Source organism: Streptomyces sp. NPDC001549 (genome assembly GCF_042894025.1).
In the GTDB taxonomy this organism is placed as follows: Bacteria; Actinomycetota; Actinomycetes; order Streptomycetales; family Streptomycetaceae; genus Streptomyces; species Streptomyces kutzneri.
The window spans coordinates 40,377-55,255 of sequence record NZ_JBIAVJ010000003.1; the positions used below are offsets into that span (position 1 = coordinate 40,377).

The 14,879-nt window shown below is 73.0% G+C and carries 15 protein-coding genes and 1 pseudogene; 8 read left to right on the top strand and 8 right to left on the bottom strand.

The window, feature by feature from the left end:
- The first annotated feature begins 7 nt into the window (after positions 1-7).
- From ACFY04_RS05470 to ACFY04_RS05485, 4 genes are all read left to right on the top strand, one after another.
- On the top strand, positions 8-667 hold the full coding sequence (locus tag ACFY04_RS05470; protein ID WP_301368848.1) for a response regulator transcription factor: 660 nt from the start codon (positions 8-10) through the stop codon (positions 665-667).
- A 57-nt stretch (positions 668-724) separates the two neighbouring features.
- Positions 725-2,125 (top strand): DUF2252 domain-containing protein, encoded by a 1,401-nt coding sequence (locus tag ACFY04_RS05475; protein ID WP_389114320.1) that lies wholly within the window; start codon positions 725-727, stop codon positions 2,123-2,125.
- Positions 2,126-2,294: 169 nt separating this feature from the next.
- The gene (locus ACFY04_RS05480) at positions 2,295-3,056 is read left to right on the top strand and encodes a hypothetical protein (protein ID WP_389114820.1); all 762 of its coding nucleotides are present in this window, start codon (positions 2,295-2,297) and stop codon (positions 3,054-3,056) included.
- A gap of 69 nt (positions 3,057-3,125) precedes the next feature.
- Positions 3,126-3,470: a rhodanese-like domain-containing protein gene (locus tag ACFY04_RS05485; RefSeq protein ID WP_389114321.1), complete on the top strand. Its 345-nt coding sequence runs from the start codon at positions 3,126-3,128 to the stop codon at positions 3,468-3,470.
- A 20-nt stretch (positions 3,471-3,490) separates the two neighbouring features.
- On the opposite strand, the gene ACFY04_RS05490 is transcribed toward ACFY04_RS05485, so the two are convergent.
- The 6 genes from ACFY04_RS05490 to paaA form a co-directional block, all read right to left on the bottom strand.
- Positions 3,491-4,633: an acyl-CoA dehydrogenase family protein gene (locus ACFY04_RS05490; protein ID WP_389114322.1), complete on the bottom strand. Its 1,143-nt coding sequence runs from the start codon at positions 4,631-4,633 to the stop codon at positions 3,491-3,493.
- 196 nt (positions 4,634-4,829) lie between these two features.
- Positions 4,830-5,933, bottom strand: a complete 1,104-nt coding sequence (locus ACFY04_RS05495; RefSeq protein ID WP_389114323.1) for a 2Fe-2S iron-sulfur cluster-binding protein — start codon at positions 5,931-5,933, stop codon at positions 4,830-4,832.
- Positions 5,934-6,440 carry a 1,2-phenylacetyl-CoA epoxidase subunit PaaD gene (gene paaD / locus ACFY04_RS05500; RefSeq protein ID WP_189738165.1) on the bottom strand — a complete coding sequence of 169 codons (507 nt, stop codon included), beginning with the start codon at positions 6,438-6,440 and terminating at the stop codon, positions 5,934-5,936. It lies immediately after the preceding gene.
- Entirely contained in the window at positions 6,434-7,177 is a 744-nt protein-coding gene (paaC, locus tag ACFY04_RS05505) for a 1,2-phenylacetyl-CoA epoxidase subunit PaaC (RefSeq protein ID WP_389114324.1), read from the bottom strand. The genes paaD and paaC overlap by 7 nt, the downstream gene beginning before the upstream one ends.
- Positions 7,174-7,458, bottom strand: coding sequence for a 1,2-phenylacetyl-CoA epoxidase subunit PaaB (paaB, locus tag ACFY04_RS05510; protein ID WP_030009045.1), 285 nt, complete (start codon positions 7,456-7,458; stop codon positions 7,174-7,176). Before paaB ends, paaC begins: the two co-directional genes overlap by 4 nt.
- Complete coding sequence (gene paaA, locus ACFY04_RS05515) at positions 7,455-8,516, bottom strand: 1,2-phenylacetyl-CoA epoxidase subunit PaaA (RefSeq protein WP_389114325.1); 1,062 nt, start codon at positions 8,514-8,516, stop codon at positions 7,455-7,457. The genes paaB and paaA overlap by 4 nt, the downstream gene beginning before the upstream one ends.
- A gap of 135 nt (positions 8,517-8,651) precedes the next feature.
- Between paaA and ACFY04_RS05520 the strand changes: the two genes are divergently transcribed.
- The 3 genes from ACFY04_RS05520 (at position 8,652) to ACFY04_RS05530 (ending at position 11,386) form a co-directional block, all read left to right on the top strand.
- A complete protein-coding gene (locus tag ACFY04_RS05520; RefSeq protein WP_389114326.1) occupies positions 8,652-9,314 on the top strand; it encodes a DUF5819 family protein in 663 nt (220 codons plus the stop codon).
- A complete protein-coding gene (locus tag ACFY04_RS05525; RefSeq protein ID WP_389114823.1) occupies positions 9,311-10,507 on the top strand; it encodes an HTTM domain-containing protein in 1,197 nt (398 codons plus the stop codon). The genes ACFY04_RS05520 and ACFY04_RS05525 overlap by 4 nt, the downstream gene beginning before the upstream one ends.
- Before the next feature lie 117 nt (positions 10,508-10,624).
- On the top strand, positions 10,625-11,386 hold the full coding sequence (locus tag ACFY04_RS05530) for a TrmH family RNA methyltransferase (RefSeq protein ID WP_389114327.1): 762 nt from the start codon (positions 10,625-10,627) through the stop codon (positions 11,384-11,386).
- Here the strand turns inward: ACFY04_RS05530 and ACFY04_RS05535 are convergent.
- A pseudogene (locus ACFY04_RS05535) lies at positions 11,339-12,274 on the bottom strand (hypothetical protein); the annotation flags it as partial. The gene ACFY04_RS05530 and the pseudogene ACFY04_RS05535 overlap by 48 nt on opposite strands.
- A gap of 100 nt (positions 12,275-12,374) precedes the next feature.
- On the opposite strand from ACFY04_RS05535, the gene ACFY04_RS05540 reads away from it, so the two are divergent.
- Entirely contained in the window at positions 12,375-13,058 is a 684-nt protein-coding gene (locus ACFY04_RS05540) for a MerR family transcriptional regulator (protein WP_389114824.1), read from the top strand.
- A gap of 5 nt (positions 13,059-13,063) precedes the next feature.
- Here the strand turns inward: ACFY04_RS05540 and paaN are convergent, their stop codons facing one another.
- On the bottom strand, positions 13,064-14,761 hold the full coding sequence (gene paaN, locus ACFY04_RS05545) for a phenylacetic acid degradation protein PaaN (protein WP_389114328.1): 1,698 nt from the start codon (positions 14,759-14,761) through the stop codon (positions 13,064-13,066).
- Positions 14,762-14,879 lie beyond the last annotated feature (118 nt).

The following is a 14,879-nucleotide window of genomic DNA, read 5'->3' on the forward strand; positions in this document are numbered from 1 at the left end:
GCGCGGTGTGACAGCCGAAGTGATCAGAGTGGTGATCGCCGATGACGAGCCACTGATCCGGGCCGGGATCAGGATGATCCTGACCTCGGCGCCGGACATCGAGGTCGTCGCGGAGGCGGCCAACGGCAGGGAGGCGGTGGACCTGGCCCGCTCGCACGCGCCCGACGTGATGCTGCTGGACATCCAGATGCCGGTGATGGACGGGCTGACGGCGCTGGGCGAGCTGCGGCGGGCCGTGCCGCAGGTGCGGGCGCTGATCCTGACCACCTTCGGCGAGAAGGAGAACGTGCTGCGGGCGCTGGGCGAGGGCGGCGCGGGATTCCTGCTGAAGGACTCGGCGCCGGGCGAGCTGATCGGGGCGGTCCGGGCGGCCGCGGCCGGGGACGCGTACCTCTCTCCGGGGGCGACCCGGCACGTGGTGGACCAGCTGGCGTCCGGAAAGGCCGCCGTGCGCGGTGAGGTGGCCCGGCGTCAGGTGGCGGAGCTCAGCGAGCGGGAGCGCGGTGTGCTGGCGCTGCTGGGCGAGGGGCTGTCCAACGCGGACGCGGGCCGGCGGCTGCACATGAGCGAGGCGACCGTGAAGACGTACGTGAGCCGGATCCTGGCGAAGCTGGACTGCGAGAACCGCGTACAGGCGGCGCTGCTGGCCAGGGACGCCGGGCTGTAGATACGGTCAGCCCGTTCGAGAAGCGATCAGTGAAGTGAACGGGTGGGGGCGGCGTCGATGGCGGCGATTGCGGGTCAGCGGATTCCGGACGTGGCGGGTTTCGCGCCGAGGGTGGCGGCCGGCTCGCCGAAGGAGGAGGGCAAGGCGCTGCGCGCCCGCCTGCCGCGGTCGGCGCACGCCGCCTTCGTGGCGCCGGCCGGGCGGCCGGACGCCGTGCGCGCGGTGGAGGAGTCCAACGCCGGGCGGGTCGCCGAGCTGACTCCGATACGGGTCGGCCGGATGGCCGCGAACCCCTTCGCCTTCCTGCGCGGGGCGGCCGGGCTGATGGCCCACGACCTGTCCGGCGGTCCGGTGACCGGGGTCGGCGCGCAGATCTGCGGCGACGCGCACGCGGCGAACTTCGGTCTGTACGGGGACGCGCGCGGGCGGCTCGTCATCGACCTCAACGACTTCGACGAGACCGTGTTCGGCCCGTGGGAATGGGACGTGAAGCGGCTGGCGGCCTCGCTGGTGCTGGCGGGCCGGGTGGCCGGCGCGGACGAGGACACCTGCCGGGCGGCCGCACTCGACGCGGTCGGCGCCTACCGGCGCACCATGCGGCTGCTGTCCAAGCTGCCCGCGCTCGACGCGTGGAACGCCATCGCCGACGAGGAACTGGTCTCGCACACCGACGCCCGCGATCTTCTGGGCACGCTGGAGCGGGTCTCGGAGAAGGCCCGCAACAACACCTCCGCGCGGTTCGCGGCCAAGTCCACGGTGATAGGGCCGGACGGCGGCCGCCGCTTCGTCGACGCGCTGCCCGTGCTGCGCCGGGTCGGGGACGCGGAGGCGGCGGCGGTGGCGGCCTCGCTCGGCCCCTACCTGCAGACGCTCCAGGGCGACCGGCTGCCGCTGCTGGCCCGGTACGCCATCCAGGACGTGGCCTTCCGCGTGGTGGGCACCGGGAGCGTCGGCACCCGCTCGTACGTGGTCCTGCTGCTGGACCACCGGGGCGAGCCGCTGGTGCTCCAGGTCAAGGAGGCGCGGCCCTCGGTGCTGCTGCCGTACCTGCCCGGGCTCGGTTTCGGCTCGGCGCCGGAGGAGCACGAGGGCCACCGGGTGGTGGCGGGGCAGAAGCGGATGCAGGTGGTCTCCGACATCATGCTGGGCTGGACCACGGTGGAGGGCCGCCCCTTCCAGGTGCGGCAGTTCCGCAACCGCAAGGGCAGCGTGGATCCGGCGGCGCTGGCCGTCGACCAGATCGACGACTACGGGCGGATGACCGGAGCCCTGCTGGCCCGGGCGCACGCGCACAGCGTCGACCCGCGGCTGCTGGCCGGGTACTGCGGGAAGAACGACGAACTGGACGAGGCGATGGCGACCTTCGCCGTGGCCTACGCCGACCGCACCGAGGCCGATCACGCCGACCTGGTGGCGGCGGTACGGGCCGGCCGGATCGCGGCGGAGACCGGGGTCTGACGGTGTTGGCGGGCCCTGTCGCGGGGGCGGTGTTTCACGTGAAACACCGCCCCCCGCGGACGGGCCGTAGGCTGGCCGGGTGAGCGAGCAGACCGAGCAGCCTGAGCAGACCGTCCCCGGTGATTCCGGTGACTCCTCCGTCACCGGTGAGGAGCGCCCGGAGGCGCGCCTGGAGCGGGCCGTGCGGGCCGCCGAGCAGGCGCTGATCGAGTTCGAGATCGCGGTGGAGACCTTCCGGGTGGAGGTGGAGAACTTCTCCCGCCTGCACCACCAGAAGCTCGGCCCCATGTACACGAGGCTCGACGAGCTGGATGCCCTGATCGCCGAGGCGAAGGCATCCCGCAGCGGCGATCCCGAGGACCTGCGACGGGCGAAGGAAGCGCGGTCGCTGGTCATGCCGATGCCCGGGGTGGACGAGCTGTTCCACGACTGGATGGGCTCGGACGGCATCTCCGACGACGCCTCCGCGATGCTGACCGACCGGCCCGTGCGGCCGCCGGAGCGGGTGCGGCCCTCGGAGGAGGTGCGCCGCCTCTACCGCGAGCTGGTCCGTCAGGCCCACCCCGACCTCGCCCAGGAGGAGGGTGAGCGGGAGCGGCGCGACGCGTTCATCGCGCGGGTCAACGCGGCCTACGGGCGCGGCGACGAGGGGCTGCTGCGCGAGCTGGCCGAGGAGTGGGCGGCCGGACCGGCGCCCGAGGCGGCGGTACCGGGCGAGAGCGACGAGCTGTACGCCCGGCTGGAGTGGCTGGCACGCCGCAAGGAGCTGCTGTCGCTCGTCGCCAAGGAGCTGGAGGACAGCGCGATCGGCTCGATGCTGAGGATGGCGCCCGAGGACCCCGACCGGCTGCTGGAGGAGATCGCGGAGCAGCTGCTCGCGCAGGTCTCCGAGCGCGAGGCGGAGCTGGCGGCGGAGCTCGCCGCCGAGTGAGCCCGGTCCGCCCGTACCGGGTGGTCGGATAGGTTGGCAGCTCATCCGTGAAGAGAGAAGGCGACAGCTATGAACTTCGGACCGCTTCCCTCGGTGGACGCCACCGCGGTGCCCTCCGAAGGCTTTGTCCTTGACGTCCGTGAGGACGACGAATGGGCGGCCGGCCATGTCGAGGGTGCTCTGCACATCCCGATGAGCGACTTCGTGGCCCGCTTCGGTGATCTGACCGAGGCCGTCGAGGACGGCCGCCGGGTGTACGTGATGTGCCGGGTCGGCGGGCGTTCCGCGCAGGTCACCCAGTACCTGGTGCGCCAGGAGATCGACGCGGTGAACGTCGACGGCGGGATGCAGGCCTGGGACGGTGCCGGGCGCCCGATGGTGACGGACAACGGGAACCCGGCCTTCGTGCTCTAGGCCCACTCCGCGGAGCCGGCTCAGGCGAGGGGGTGGGCGGCCAGCAGGTCGCCCAGGGCCTCCTCGTGAGCGGCGGCCGGGCCGAGCTGGAGCTCCAGCTGCTTGGCCCAGGCGTGGTAGCGGTGCAGCGGGTAGTCGGTGTCGGCGCCGAAGCCGCCGTGCAGGTGCTGGGCGGTCTGTACGACCCGGCGCACGCCCTCCGAGGCCCAGATCTTGGCGACCGCGACATCACCGGAGCTCGGCAGCGGACCACCGGCGCCGCCGGTGGCGGCGTCGAGCCGCCAGGCGGCCTGCCACAGGGTGACCTCCATGGCGCGCAGGTCGATGTACCGGTCGGCGGCCTGGACGGCGACGGCCTGGAAGGTGGCCACCGGAAAGCCGAACTGCTCGCGCTTGCCGGTGTACCCGCTGGTCATGGTGAGTACGTTCTCGCCGAGTCCGAGCGCCAGCGCGCAGGTCCCGGTGGCGAGGAGCTGACGCAGCCGTTCCCACGCTCCCGGGGTTTCGATGAGGTGCGTCCCGTCCACCCGCACGCCGTCCAGGGCGAGTTCGGCGAGCCGCTCCCCGCTCGTGGAGACCTGCTCGGCCAGGGCCAGCCCTTCGGCGGCCCGCGGGACGAGCGCGAGGACGGCCTCGCCCTCGCCGGTGTGCGCGGGTACGGCGATCCAGTCCGCGCTGTGCGCCCAGGGGACCGCGGTCTGCGTGCCCTCCAGGATCCACGTCTCGCCCTCGCGGCGGGCGAGGACGGCGAGTTCGGCCGGGTCGTGGCCGGAGCGCCCGTGGGCGGCGGCGGTGAGCACGAGCGTGCCGCGCCCCGCTCCGGGCAGCAGGGCGGCGGCCAGTTCGGGGCTGCCGTGGGCCTGCACGGCCATGGCGGTGGCGCAGTGTTCCAGCAGCGGGACCCGCGCCAGCACCCTGGCGGCCTCGCGCAGCACCAGGCACAGGGCGACGGCGTCCAGGCCCGCTCCCCCGTGCTCCTCGGCGAGGACCAGGCTCAGCAGGTCCGATGCGGCGAGCCTGGCCCACAGCGGGCGGTCGAAGTCGTCGGCGACGGCCCCCGGGGTCAGCGCGGGGCTGGGCACGCTGTCGGGCGCGACATCCGCGAAGACGGCCCGGGCCGCCTCGACGGCGGCCTGCTGCTCCTCGGTGAAGGTGAAGTCCACTGCCTGTCCTCCCGCGCGTTCGGGTCTGACGGTGCCGCCTCTGACGGTTGTCGCGTCTGACGGTGCGTCAAGATAGAACAGGTTCTTGAAAATGGACAGGCCCTGAAAACGGGCAGGCCTTCGAAATCGGCAGGCCTTGGAAACGGACAGGCCCCTGTCGTGGGACAGGGGCCGGACCCGAGGGACGTCGTTCCGCTCAGCGGTCGAAGTCGATCTCCACTTCCTCCGTGACCGGGTGCGACTGGCAGGCCAGGACGAATCCGGCCTCCGTCTCCTCGGCCTCCAGCGCGAAGTTGCGCTCCATCCGGACCTCGCCCGAGACCACGAACGCCCGGCAGGTGCCGCAGACGCCGCCCTTGCAGGCGTACGGGGCGTCCGCGCGGTTGCGGAGCACCGCGTCCAGCAGGGACTCGCCGTCCTGCACCGGCCAGGTGCCCGAACGGCCGTCGAGCCGTGCGGTGACCCGCCCGTGCGTGGGGGCCGCGGCACCCGCGGGGCGGGCCGTCGGCGCGGTGTCCTCGACGTGGAAGATCTCCTCGTGCACCCGGGTCCGTGCGACGCCGAGCGCGCCCAGGGCCCGCTCCGCACCCTGCACCAGGCCGTACGGGCCGCACAGGAACCAGCCCGTCACCTCCGTCACCGGCAGCAGCGCGGGCAGCAGGGCCGCCAGCCGCTCCTCGTCCAGCCGCCCGGAAGGCAGCCCGGACTCCTGCTCCTCCCGGGAGAGGACCGTCACCAGCTGGAACCGCGCCGGATACCGGTCCTTGAGGTCGGCGACCTCCTCCAGGAACATCGTCGAGGCCGCCGTACGGTCGCTGCGCACGAGGCAGAAGCGGGCGTCGGGCCGGGTGGCCAGCAGGCTCGCCGCGATCGACAGCACGGGCGTGATGCCGCTGCCGCCGACGATCGCCGCGTAGTGCCCCGAGGCCGGGGCGGCGGCGGGCTCCAGCACGAAGCGCCCGGCCGGGACCATGACCTCCAGTACGTCCCCGGCGGCGATCTCCTTGTGGGCGAAGGTGGAGAACTCGCCGCCCTCGACCAGCCGCACCCCGACCCGCAGCCGCTCCGGGCCCGGGCCGTCCGCGGACGGTGCCGGGGAGCAGATCGAGTAGGTGCGGCGGACCTCGGCGCCACCCTGGGGGGCGGCGCGGCGCAGCGTCAGGTGCTGGCCCGGGGCGTGCCGGTAGTCCTCGCGGAGCTCCTCGGGAACCCGCAGGGTCAGTGCCACCGAGTCGTCGGTGAGCCGGTCGACAGCCGCCACCGTCAGCGGGTGGAACGCGCCGTGGCGGGGGGCGGCCATCTAGAGCTCCTTGAAGTGGTCGAACGGTTCGCGGCAGGCGGTGCAGCGGCGCAGCGCCTTGCATGCGGTGGAGGAGAAGCGGCTGAGCAGCTCGGTGTCGGTCGATCCGCAGTTCGGGCACCGGACCGACAGGGTCAGCGGGACCGGTCCGCCGGCCGCGTGCGGCCGGGGCGGGGCGATGCCGAACTCGGCGAGCTTGCGGCGGCCCTCGGCGCTGATGTCGTCGGTCGACCAGGCGGGGGCGAGCACCGTGGTCACCCGCACCTCGGGGATGCCGTGGCCGGTCAGGGCCCGCTCGATGTCGGCGGACATGGCCTCGATGGCCGGGCAGCCGGTGTAGGTCGGAGTCAGGGTGACCTCGGCGTGGCCGTCCTCGTGCATCCGCACCCCGCGCACCACGCCGAGCTCACCGAGGGTGAGCACGGGCAGCTCCGGGTCCGGGACGGAGCCGGCCAGCGCGGCCAGTTCCGCCTCCAGGCGGGTCGTTCCGGCGTCGGTGGTCACCATGAGGCCCCCGGGTGGCTGCGGTGCAGGTGCTGCATCTCGGCGAGCATCCGGCCGAAGGACTCGGTGTGCAGGCCCTGCCGTCCGGCCCCGGCCGCCCAGGCGCCGGTGCGCGGCCCCTGGGGCAGGTCGAGGCCGGCCTGCCCCAGTACGCCGGTCAGCGCGGCCAGCCAGCGCTGCTCCAGGGCGGTCAGGTCCAGGCCGTCGAGGCCGTCCACCGGCTGGAACATCTCGCCGGTGTACTTCCACAGCGCGTCGAGGGCGGCCCGCATACGGCTGCGGCTCTCCTCGGTGCCGTCCCCGAGCCGCAGGGTCCACTGCTCGGCGTGGTCGCGGTGGTACGCGGTCTCCTTGACGGCCTTGGCCGCCAGCGGCGCGAACGGGCCGTCCCCGCGGGCGAGCTCCCCGTAGACCTCGTGCTGGTAGAAGGAGAAGTAGAGCTGGCGGGCGATGGTGTGGGCGAAGTCGCCGTTCGGCTGCTCGACCAGCTGGAGGTTGCGGAGGGACCGCTCCTCGCGCAGGTACGCCAGCTCGTCCTCGTCGCCGACCATGGACAGCAGGATCCGGGCCTGGCCGAGCAGGTCGAGGGCGATGTTGGCGAGGGCGACCTCCTCCTCCAGGACGGGGGCGTGTCCGGCCCATTCGCCGAGGCGGTGGGAGAGGATCAGCGCGTCGTCGCCGAGCGCGAGTGCCGCCGCGGCGGTGGCGCCGGTGAGGCGCGTGGTGTCGGTGCTGGTCACAGGTGGCTCACCCCCTCCGGGATGTCGTAGAAGGTGGGGTGCCGGTACGGCTTGTCGGCGGACGGCGCGAAGAAGGGGTCCCGCTCGTCCGGGGAGGAGGCGGTGATCTCGGTGGAGGGCACCACCCAGATCGAGATGCCCTCGCCGCGCCGGGTGTAGAGATCGCGGGCGTTGCGCAGGGCCATCTCCGCGTCGGGGGCGTGCAGGCTGCCCGCGTGCGTGTGCGAGAGGCCGCGGCGCGAACGCACGAAGACCTCCCACAGGGGCCAGTTCTGCGTCATACCCGTGCCTCCTCGTTCTGTCCGGCGTGCTTCGCCGCTTGCTGTGCCACCTGCTGTGCCGTCTGCTTGCGCGCATACGCGGCGGCCGCGTCGCGCACCCAGGCGCCGTCCTCGTGGGCCTTGCGCCGCTGGCCGATCCGCTCCTCGTTGCAGGGGCCGTTGCCCTTGAGCACGTTCCAGAACTCGGCCCAGTCGATGGCGCCGAAGTCGTGGTGTCCGCGCTCCTCGTTCCACTTCAGGTCCGGGTCGGGCAGGGTCAGACCGAGGGACTCGGCCTGCGGGACGGCGATGTCCACGAACCGCTGGCGCAGCTCGTCGTTCGAGTGCCGCTTGATGCGCCAGGCCATCGACTGGGCCGAGTGCGCCGACTCGTCGTCCGGCGGGCCGAACATCATCAGCGACGGCCACCACCACCGGTCCACCGCGTCCTGGGCCATCGCGTGCTGGGTCTCGGTGCCCTGCGAGAGGGCGAGGAGCAGCTCGTACCCCTGGCGCTGGTGGAAGGACTCCTCCTTGCAGATCCGGACCATGGCGCGTGCGTAGGGCCCGTAGGAGCAGCGGCAGATCGGCACCTGGTTGGTGATCGCCGCGCCGTCCACGAGCCAGCCGATGGCGCCGACGTCCGCCCAGGTCAGGGTGGGGTAGTTGAAGATCGAGGAGTACTTCTGCTTGCCCGAGTGGAGCTTGTTGAGCAGCTCGTCGCGGCTGGTGCCGAGGGTCTCGGCCGCGCTGTAGAGGTACAGCCCGTGGCCGGCCTCGTCCTGGACCTTGGCCATCAGGATCGCCTTGCGGCGCAGCGAGGGCGCGCGGGTGATCCAGTTGGCCTCGGGCTGCATGCCGATGATCTCGGAATGGGCGTGCTGGGCCATCTGGCGCACCAGGGAGGCGCGGTACTCGTCCGGCATCCAGTCGCGCGGCTCCACGCGCTCGTCGGCCGCCACGGCCGCGTCGAATGCCGCCGCGAGCTGTGCGCCCAGGTCAGCAGTCATGCCTGTCCCGTCCGTCCCGTCTGTCCCGAGGGCCGTGTCCGGCCCCGTCTCCGGGGTCACTGCCACCATTCCGGCCCCCTGCCAGAGTCCGCTGTCCGCCCGACCGACCGATCGTTCGGTTCATTCGCTTCAATGGTGAGTCGGCGGCCCGTAGGGTGTCAACCTCTGAGGTCAACCCTGTGGATGCCGGACGATCGGGTGGGGATGGATTCGAACGAGCACGAGCCCGCCGGAGGGGCCGCTCCGCCACCCTCGCGGACGCCCGGAATCGCCGGTCTCTCCGCCCCGTACCGGGTCGTGACCGCCCTGGCCCTGGGGGTGATCGCGGTGGCCGCCGGTACGCACCTCGCACTCGTCTTCCTGCATGTGGCCCCGAGCAACACCCTCAGCAAGCAGCACGCGACGGCGATCGACGGCTGGGTCTACCCCGAGTTCGAACAGAACTGGAAGCTGTTCGCCCCCAACCCGCTGCAGCAGAACATCGCGGTGGAGGTGCGCGCGGAGGTCAGGGTGGCCCACGGCGAGGTGGTCACCACGCCCTGGCACGACCTGAGCGCCGAGGACGGCGAGGCCATCCGGCACAGCCTGCTGCCGAGCCACACCCGGCAGAACGAGCTCCGCCGCGCCTGGGACTTCTTCACCGGCTCCCACGACGAGGACGACAAGCCGAACGGCGAGCGCGGGCAGCTGTCCGAGGAGTACCTCCGGCGGATCGCGCTGAACAGGCTGCCCCCGCAGCCCCGGGACGGGACCGTCCTGCGGATCCAGCTGCGCTCGGCGACCACGGCGGTGCCCGCGCCGAAGTGGAGCACCGAGACCACCGACACCCAGACCTACTACCGGGAGCTGCCGTGGTGGACGGTGTGAGGCGCGCCCGCGAGGCGGCGGGCCGCGCGGCCGCGCGGATCACCGGGCAGGCGCTGGGCCCGTACCAGAGCGCCGTGGTCCGCATCGGCTTCGCCGCGACCTGGCTCTTCTTCCTGCTGCGCGAGTTCCCGAACCGCGCGGAGCTGTACGGGCCGGACGGGCCGTGGAGCTGGCACCTCGCGGAGCGGCTGATCGATTCCAACCACGCCTTCACGGTGTTGATGTGGTCGGACTCCACGCTGTGGTTCGAGCTCGTCTACGCGGTGTCCGTGCTGGCGAGCGTGGGGCTGCTGCTGGGCTGGCGGACGCGGGCGACGTCCGTGCTCTTCATGGTCGGTGTGCTGTCGCTGCAGAACCGCAGCGTGTTCATGGGCGACGGCGGGGACAACGTCATCCACCTGATGGCGATCTACCTGGTGCTGACCCGGTGCGCGCAGGTCTGGTCGCTGGACGCGCGCAGGGCCCGTACGCGCGGCTCGGCGGCGGCCGGGGCGGCCGGGCCGGTGCTGTGGGGCGTGCTGGGCGCGGGGTTCGTCTTCGGCGGGGGCACCGGCCGGTTCGGCTACGGCTGGCTGGCGGCGTTCGCGGCGGTGTGGGTGGTCTGCGGGCTGTGGTGGCTGGTCGACCGCCACGAGCCGGAGGGCGAGGCGCGGGCGGTCCTGGACGTCCTGGCCAACCTGCTGCACAACGCGGGCATGCTGGTGATCATGGCGGAGGTCTGCCTGATCTACGCGACGGCGGGCTGGTACAAGATCCAGGGGTCCCGGTGGCAGGACGGGACGGCCCTGTACTACCCGCTGGGGCTGGACTACTTCACCCCGTGGCCGGCGCTGTCGGCGCTGGTGGCGGGCAGCGGGACGCTGGTGATGCTGCTGTCGTACGGGACGGTGGCGGTGCAGGTGGCGTTTCCGTTCACGCTGTTCAACCGGCGGATCAAGAACGTGCTGCTGGCGCTGATGATGCTGGAGCACGCGGGGATCGCGGTGCTGCTGGGGCTGCCGTTCTTCTCGCTGGCGATGATCGCCGCGGACGCGGTGTTCCTGCCGACCGGGCTCCTGGTGTGGGTGGGGGCGCGGGCCGCAGGGCTGCGGTGGCGTGCGGGTGGGAGCGCGGGTTCCGGCCCGGCGGGTGCCCTTCCGGATCCCCGTCCGGAGCCGGCCGGCACGGAGGCCGGTGCGGTGCTGCCGCGCTGACGACGCCCCGCGGCGCCGCTCCCGGGGTCCGGGCAGGGCCCGGGGAACGGTGGAAGGGCGGGGCGGGGAGAGGCCCGCGCAGCGGAGGGAGAGTGCGGGGACCTTAGGGTCGGGGGTATGGACGACACGGTGCGGGAATGGCGGGAGGCCGGGCAGGCGGGGGATCTCGTGCTGCTCGACGGGTTTCACGCGCTGAAGCACGCCCTGCGGTTCGGGGCCGATGTGCGGATGGTCATCGCCGAGGACCCCGGCGCCGTACGGGCGCTGGCCCGTGAGCTGGCCCCGGACGTCGAGGCCGCCGTGGTGCGGCTGGTGCGGCGGGCCGGGCTCAAGGAGCTGCTGCCGCGCGTGCATCCCACCGGGGTCGCGGCCCTCGCGGTACGGCCCGACCGGGCCGCCGGCCTCGCGGGGCTGTGGCGGATGCCCCGGCCGGCGCCGGTCGTCGTCCTCGACAACCCCCGCAATCTGGGCAACGTCGGAGCCGTCGTCCGGCTCGCCGCCGGCTTCGGCGCCACCGGCGTCGTGACCTGCGGCGACCTCGACCCCTGGCACCCGAACGTGGTCCGGGCCGGGGCCGGGCTGCACTACGCCACCACCGTCGAGCGCCTCGCGCCGGACGAGCTGCCGCCCGGGCCGCTCTACGCGCTCGACCCCGAGGGCGCGGACATCCGCGCCCTCACCCTCCCGGACGACGCCCTGCTCGCGTTCGGCTCGGAGCGCCACGGGATCTCACCGGAGCTGCGCGCCCGGGCGGACCACCTCGTCTCCCTGCCGATGCGCCCCCAGGTCTCCAGCTACAACCTCGCCACCAGCGTGGCCATGACCCTCTTCCACTGGGGCGGCCCCCCGGCCCACGAACAGGGCGGCGAGGACTCCTAGAACGCCCCCGGCCACGATCGCCGCGGCCGCGCCGAGCGTCGCCCGGTCCGGGTGGACCAGCGCCTGGCCGCGCAGCGCCTGCCAGGTCACCAGCGCGAACACCGCCGCGTAGACCCCGGCCGCGACCAGGGTCAGCCGCAGCCGCACCTGCTCCCGGCGCAGCAGTGCGAAGCGCCCGGCGAGGGCGGCCAGCAGGAGCACGAGCAGCGGGAGCAGCTGCAGGGCGTGCATACCGAAGAAGTGCGGGATGCGCAGGTCACCGCCGGTGGTCGACCAGCCGGTCAGCGGCATGGCGGGTCCGCCGTCGGGCACTCCCACGCTGTGGGCGCCCACCACCGGTGCGTCGTCGACCGCGAGCTGGGCCTCGGTGGGGGTGGTCATCAGGAAGCCGAGTCCCGCGCCCGCGAGGGCGAGGACGGCGGCGATCCGGATCGCCCAGGTGGTGGCCCGGTCGGCGACGCGGGACCGGAAGAGCAGGACGGCGATGACGAGCGTGGCCGTCCACAGCACGACGACGGTGACGGCCATGGCGCTGTAGATCTGCGCGTCGAGGGGGGTCCGCTGGTTGAAGTGGCTCTGCCGGCCGCGGAACACCTGACCTGTCATGAGCAGCATTTCCACCGTGCTCGCCGCGACGACGACGGTGCCGGCCCACCAGGCGGGCCTGCGCAGGCGAGGGCGGGCGGCGACGGCCAGGGAGAGCATCCAGGCCAGGCTGAGCGCGTAGCCGACGAACGAGACGGCGAACTTGAAGGGCTTGGCCCAGATCGGGGCGCCGACCAGCATGCGGCCGTCGACGGCGAGACCCACGGCCGAGCCGGCGGCCCACACCACCATCACGCCGGCGAACACGGTCAGTGGACGGTGCCAGGTACGTAACGCGGACATGGGCCCCCCAGGGGAATAGATAGTAACGCTCGCCGCTATCTGATAGCCCCACTATCTATGATGGGCGGGGACGGGGCAAGGAGAAATGAGTGAACACGTCATGCGCATCGGAGAGTTGAGCCGCCGAACCGGGGTCCCGGTACCGACGATCAAGTACTACGTCCGGGAGGGCCTGCTTCCGCCGGGCGAGCTGAGCAGCCCCAATCAGGCCAGCTACGGCGACGGGCACGAGCGGCGGCTGCGGCTGATCCGTGCCCTGCTGGAGGTCGGCGGGCTGTCGGTGGCGGCCATCGGGGACGTCCTCGTGGCCATCGACGACAAGGAGCGGCCGGTGCACAAGCTGCTCGGTGCCGCGGCCCAGCGGCTGGTGCCGGAGTACGGCGACGGCGGGGGCGACGACGCCGAGGCGGTGCTGGCCCGGGAGCGGGTGACGCGGCTGATCGAGGCGCGCGGCTGGCGCATCCAGCCCGGGAACAAGGCGGCCGGCGCGCTTGCGGCCGCCCTCGCCTCACTCACGCGGGTGGGCCACGGCTCCTTCGCCGAACTGCTCGACGACTACGCAGACGCGGCCGAGCGGGTGGCCCGGGTGGACCTGGAGTACACAGCACGCCGGGCGGACCGCGAGGGCCTGGTCGAGGCGGTGGTCGTGGGCACGGTGGTGGGCGACGCGGTGTTCGCGGCCCTGCGCAGGATGGCCCAGGTGGACGCCTCCTCCCGCCTCTTCGCCGAGGAGCGGCAGGAGCAGGAGGAGGGCGCGGTCCACCCGGGCCGGGGTCTGCGGTGACGCGGTTACGCCTGGCGGCGGACCTCCACCACCCGGAAGCGGTTCGCGACGAAGGCGCCGTCGCACAGGGCCGCGTTGGCCGCCGGGTTGCCGCCGGAGCCGTGGAAGTCCGAGAACGCGGCGGTCTGGTTGACGAACACCCCGCCGGTCAGGTTCAGGGAGAGCTGCGCGGACTCCTCCAGGCAGACCTCCTCGACGGCCCGCTCGGTGTCGGGGGACGTGGTGTACGCGCCCACCGTCATGGCGCCCTTCTCCCGCACCGTGCGGCGCAGCAGGTCGAGGGCGTCGCCGGTGGTGTCCACGGCCACCGCGAAGGAGACCGGGCCGAAGCACTCGGAGAGGTACGGCGCCTCCGGGTCCGCCACATCCCAATATTTGCGTGCGGCGTCCAGCTTGACGATGACGGGGGTGCGGACCACCGCGTCCGGGAACTCGGGGTTCACGACCTCCCGGGAGGCCAGCGCGACCTCGCCCAGGGCGGCCGCGGCCTCCAGCCGGGTCTTGACGTCCGGGTTGACCAGCGCGCCGAGCAGTGCGTTGGCCCGGGCGTCGTCGCCCAGCAGACCGCCGACCGAGGCCGCGAGGTCGGCGACGACCTCGTCGTAGGTCTTGTGGCCGGCGTCCGTCGCGATGCCGTCGCGCGGGATCAGCAGGTTCTGCGGGGTGGTGCACATCTGGCCGCTGTACAGGGACAGCGAGAACGCCAGGTTGGACAGCATGCCCTTGTAGTTGTCGGTGGAGTCCAGGACGACGGTGTTGACGCCGGCCTTCTCCGTGTAGACCTGCGCCTGGCGGGCGTTGGTCTCCAGCCAGTCCCCGAACTCCGTGGACCCCGTGTAGTCGATCAGCTTGATCTCGGGGCGGACCGCGAGGGTCTTGGCGATGCCCTCGCCCGGGCGCTCGACCGCGAGCGCGACCAGGTTCGGGTCGAAGCCGGCCTCGGCCAGCACCTCCCGCGCGACCTTGACGGTCAGCGCGAGCGGCAGCACGGCCCGCGGGTGCGGCTTGACCAGCACCGCGTTGCCGGTGGCGAGGGAGGCGAACAGGCCGGGGTAGCCGTTCCAGGTCGGGAAGGTGTTGCAGCCGATCATGAGGGCGATACCGCGCGGGACGGCGGTGAAGGTCTTGCCGAGCTCCAGCGGGTCCTTCTTGCCCTGCGGCTTCGACCAGTCGGCCTGGCCCGGGACCCGGGTCTGCTCCTCGTACGCGTAGGCCACGGCCTCCAGGCCGCGGTCCTGCGCGTGCGGGCCGCCGGCCTGGAACGCCATCATGAAGGCCTGGCCGCTGGTGTGCATGACCGCGTGCGCGAACTCATGGGTCCGGGCGGAGATGCGGGCCAGGATCTCGATACAGACCAGGGCGCGCGCCTCGGGTCCCGCGTCGCGCCAGGCACCCATGCCGGCCTTCATCGCGGGCAGCAGCACGTCCGGGTCCACGTGGGGGTACTCGACACCCAGCTCCGGGCCGTACGGGGACATCTCGGCGCCCGTCCAGCTGTCGGTGCCGGGCTGGCCCAGGTCCAGCCGCGTGCCGCGGACGGCCTCGAAGGCGGCGAGCCCGTCGGCGGGCGCGGTCTCGCCGTACGCCTTGGGATGTTCGGGATGCGGGGACCAGTAGGCACGGCTGCGGATCGCCGACAGGGCCTGGTCCAGGGTGGGCCGGTGCTTGGCGGACAGCTGGGGGACGGTGAGCTCGGCGGCCATCAGGGACCAACTCCTCGTTGAGCCGGGCGAAGGAGAGCAGACTGGAGTTAGAGTAACCGAACGATCGGTCGGGACAAGAGGGCCCGGCGGACCTGTGGACAAGTGTGTGCGGGAGGAT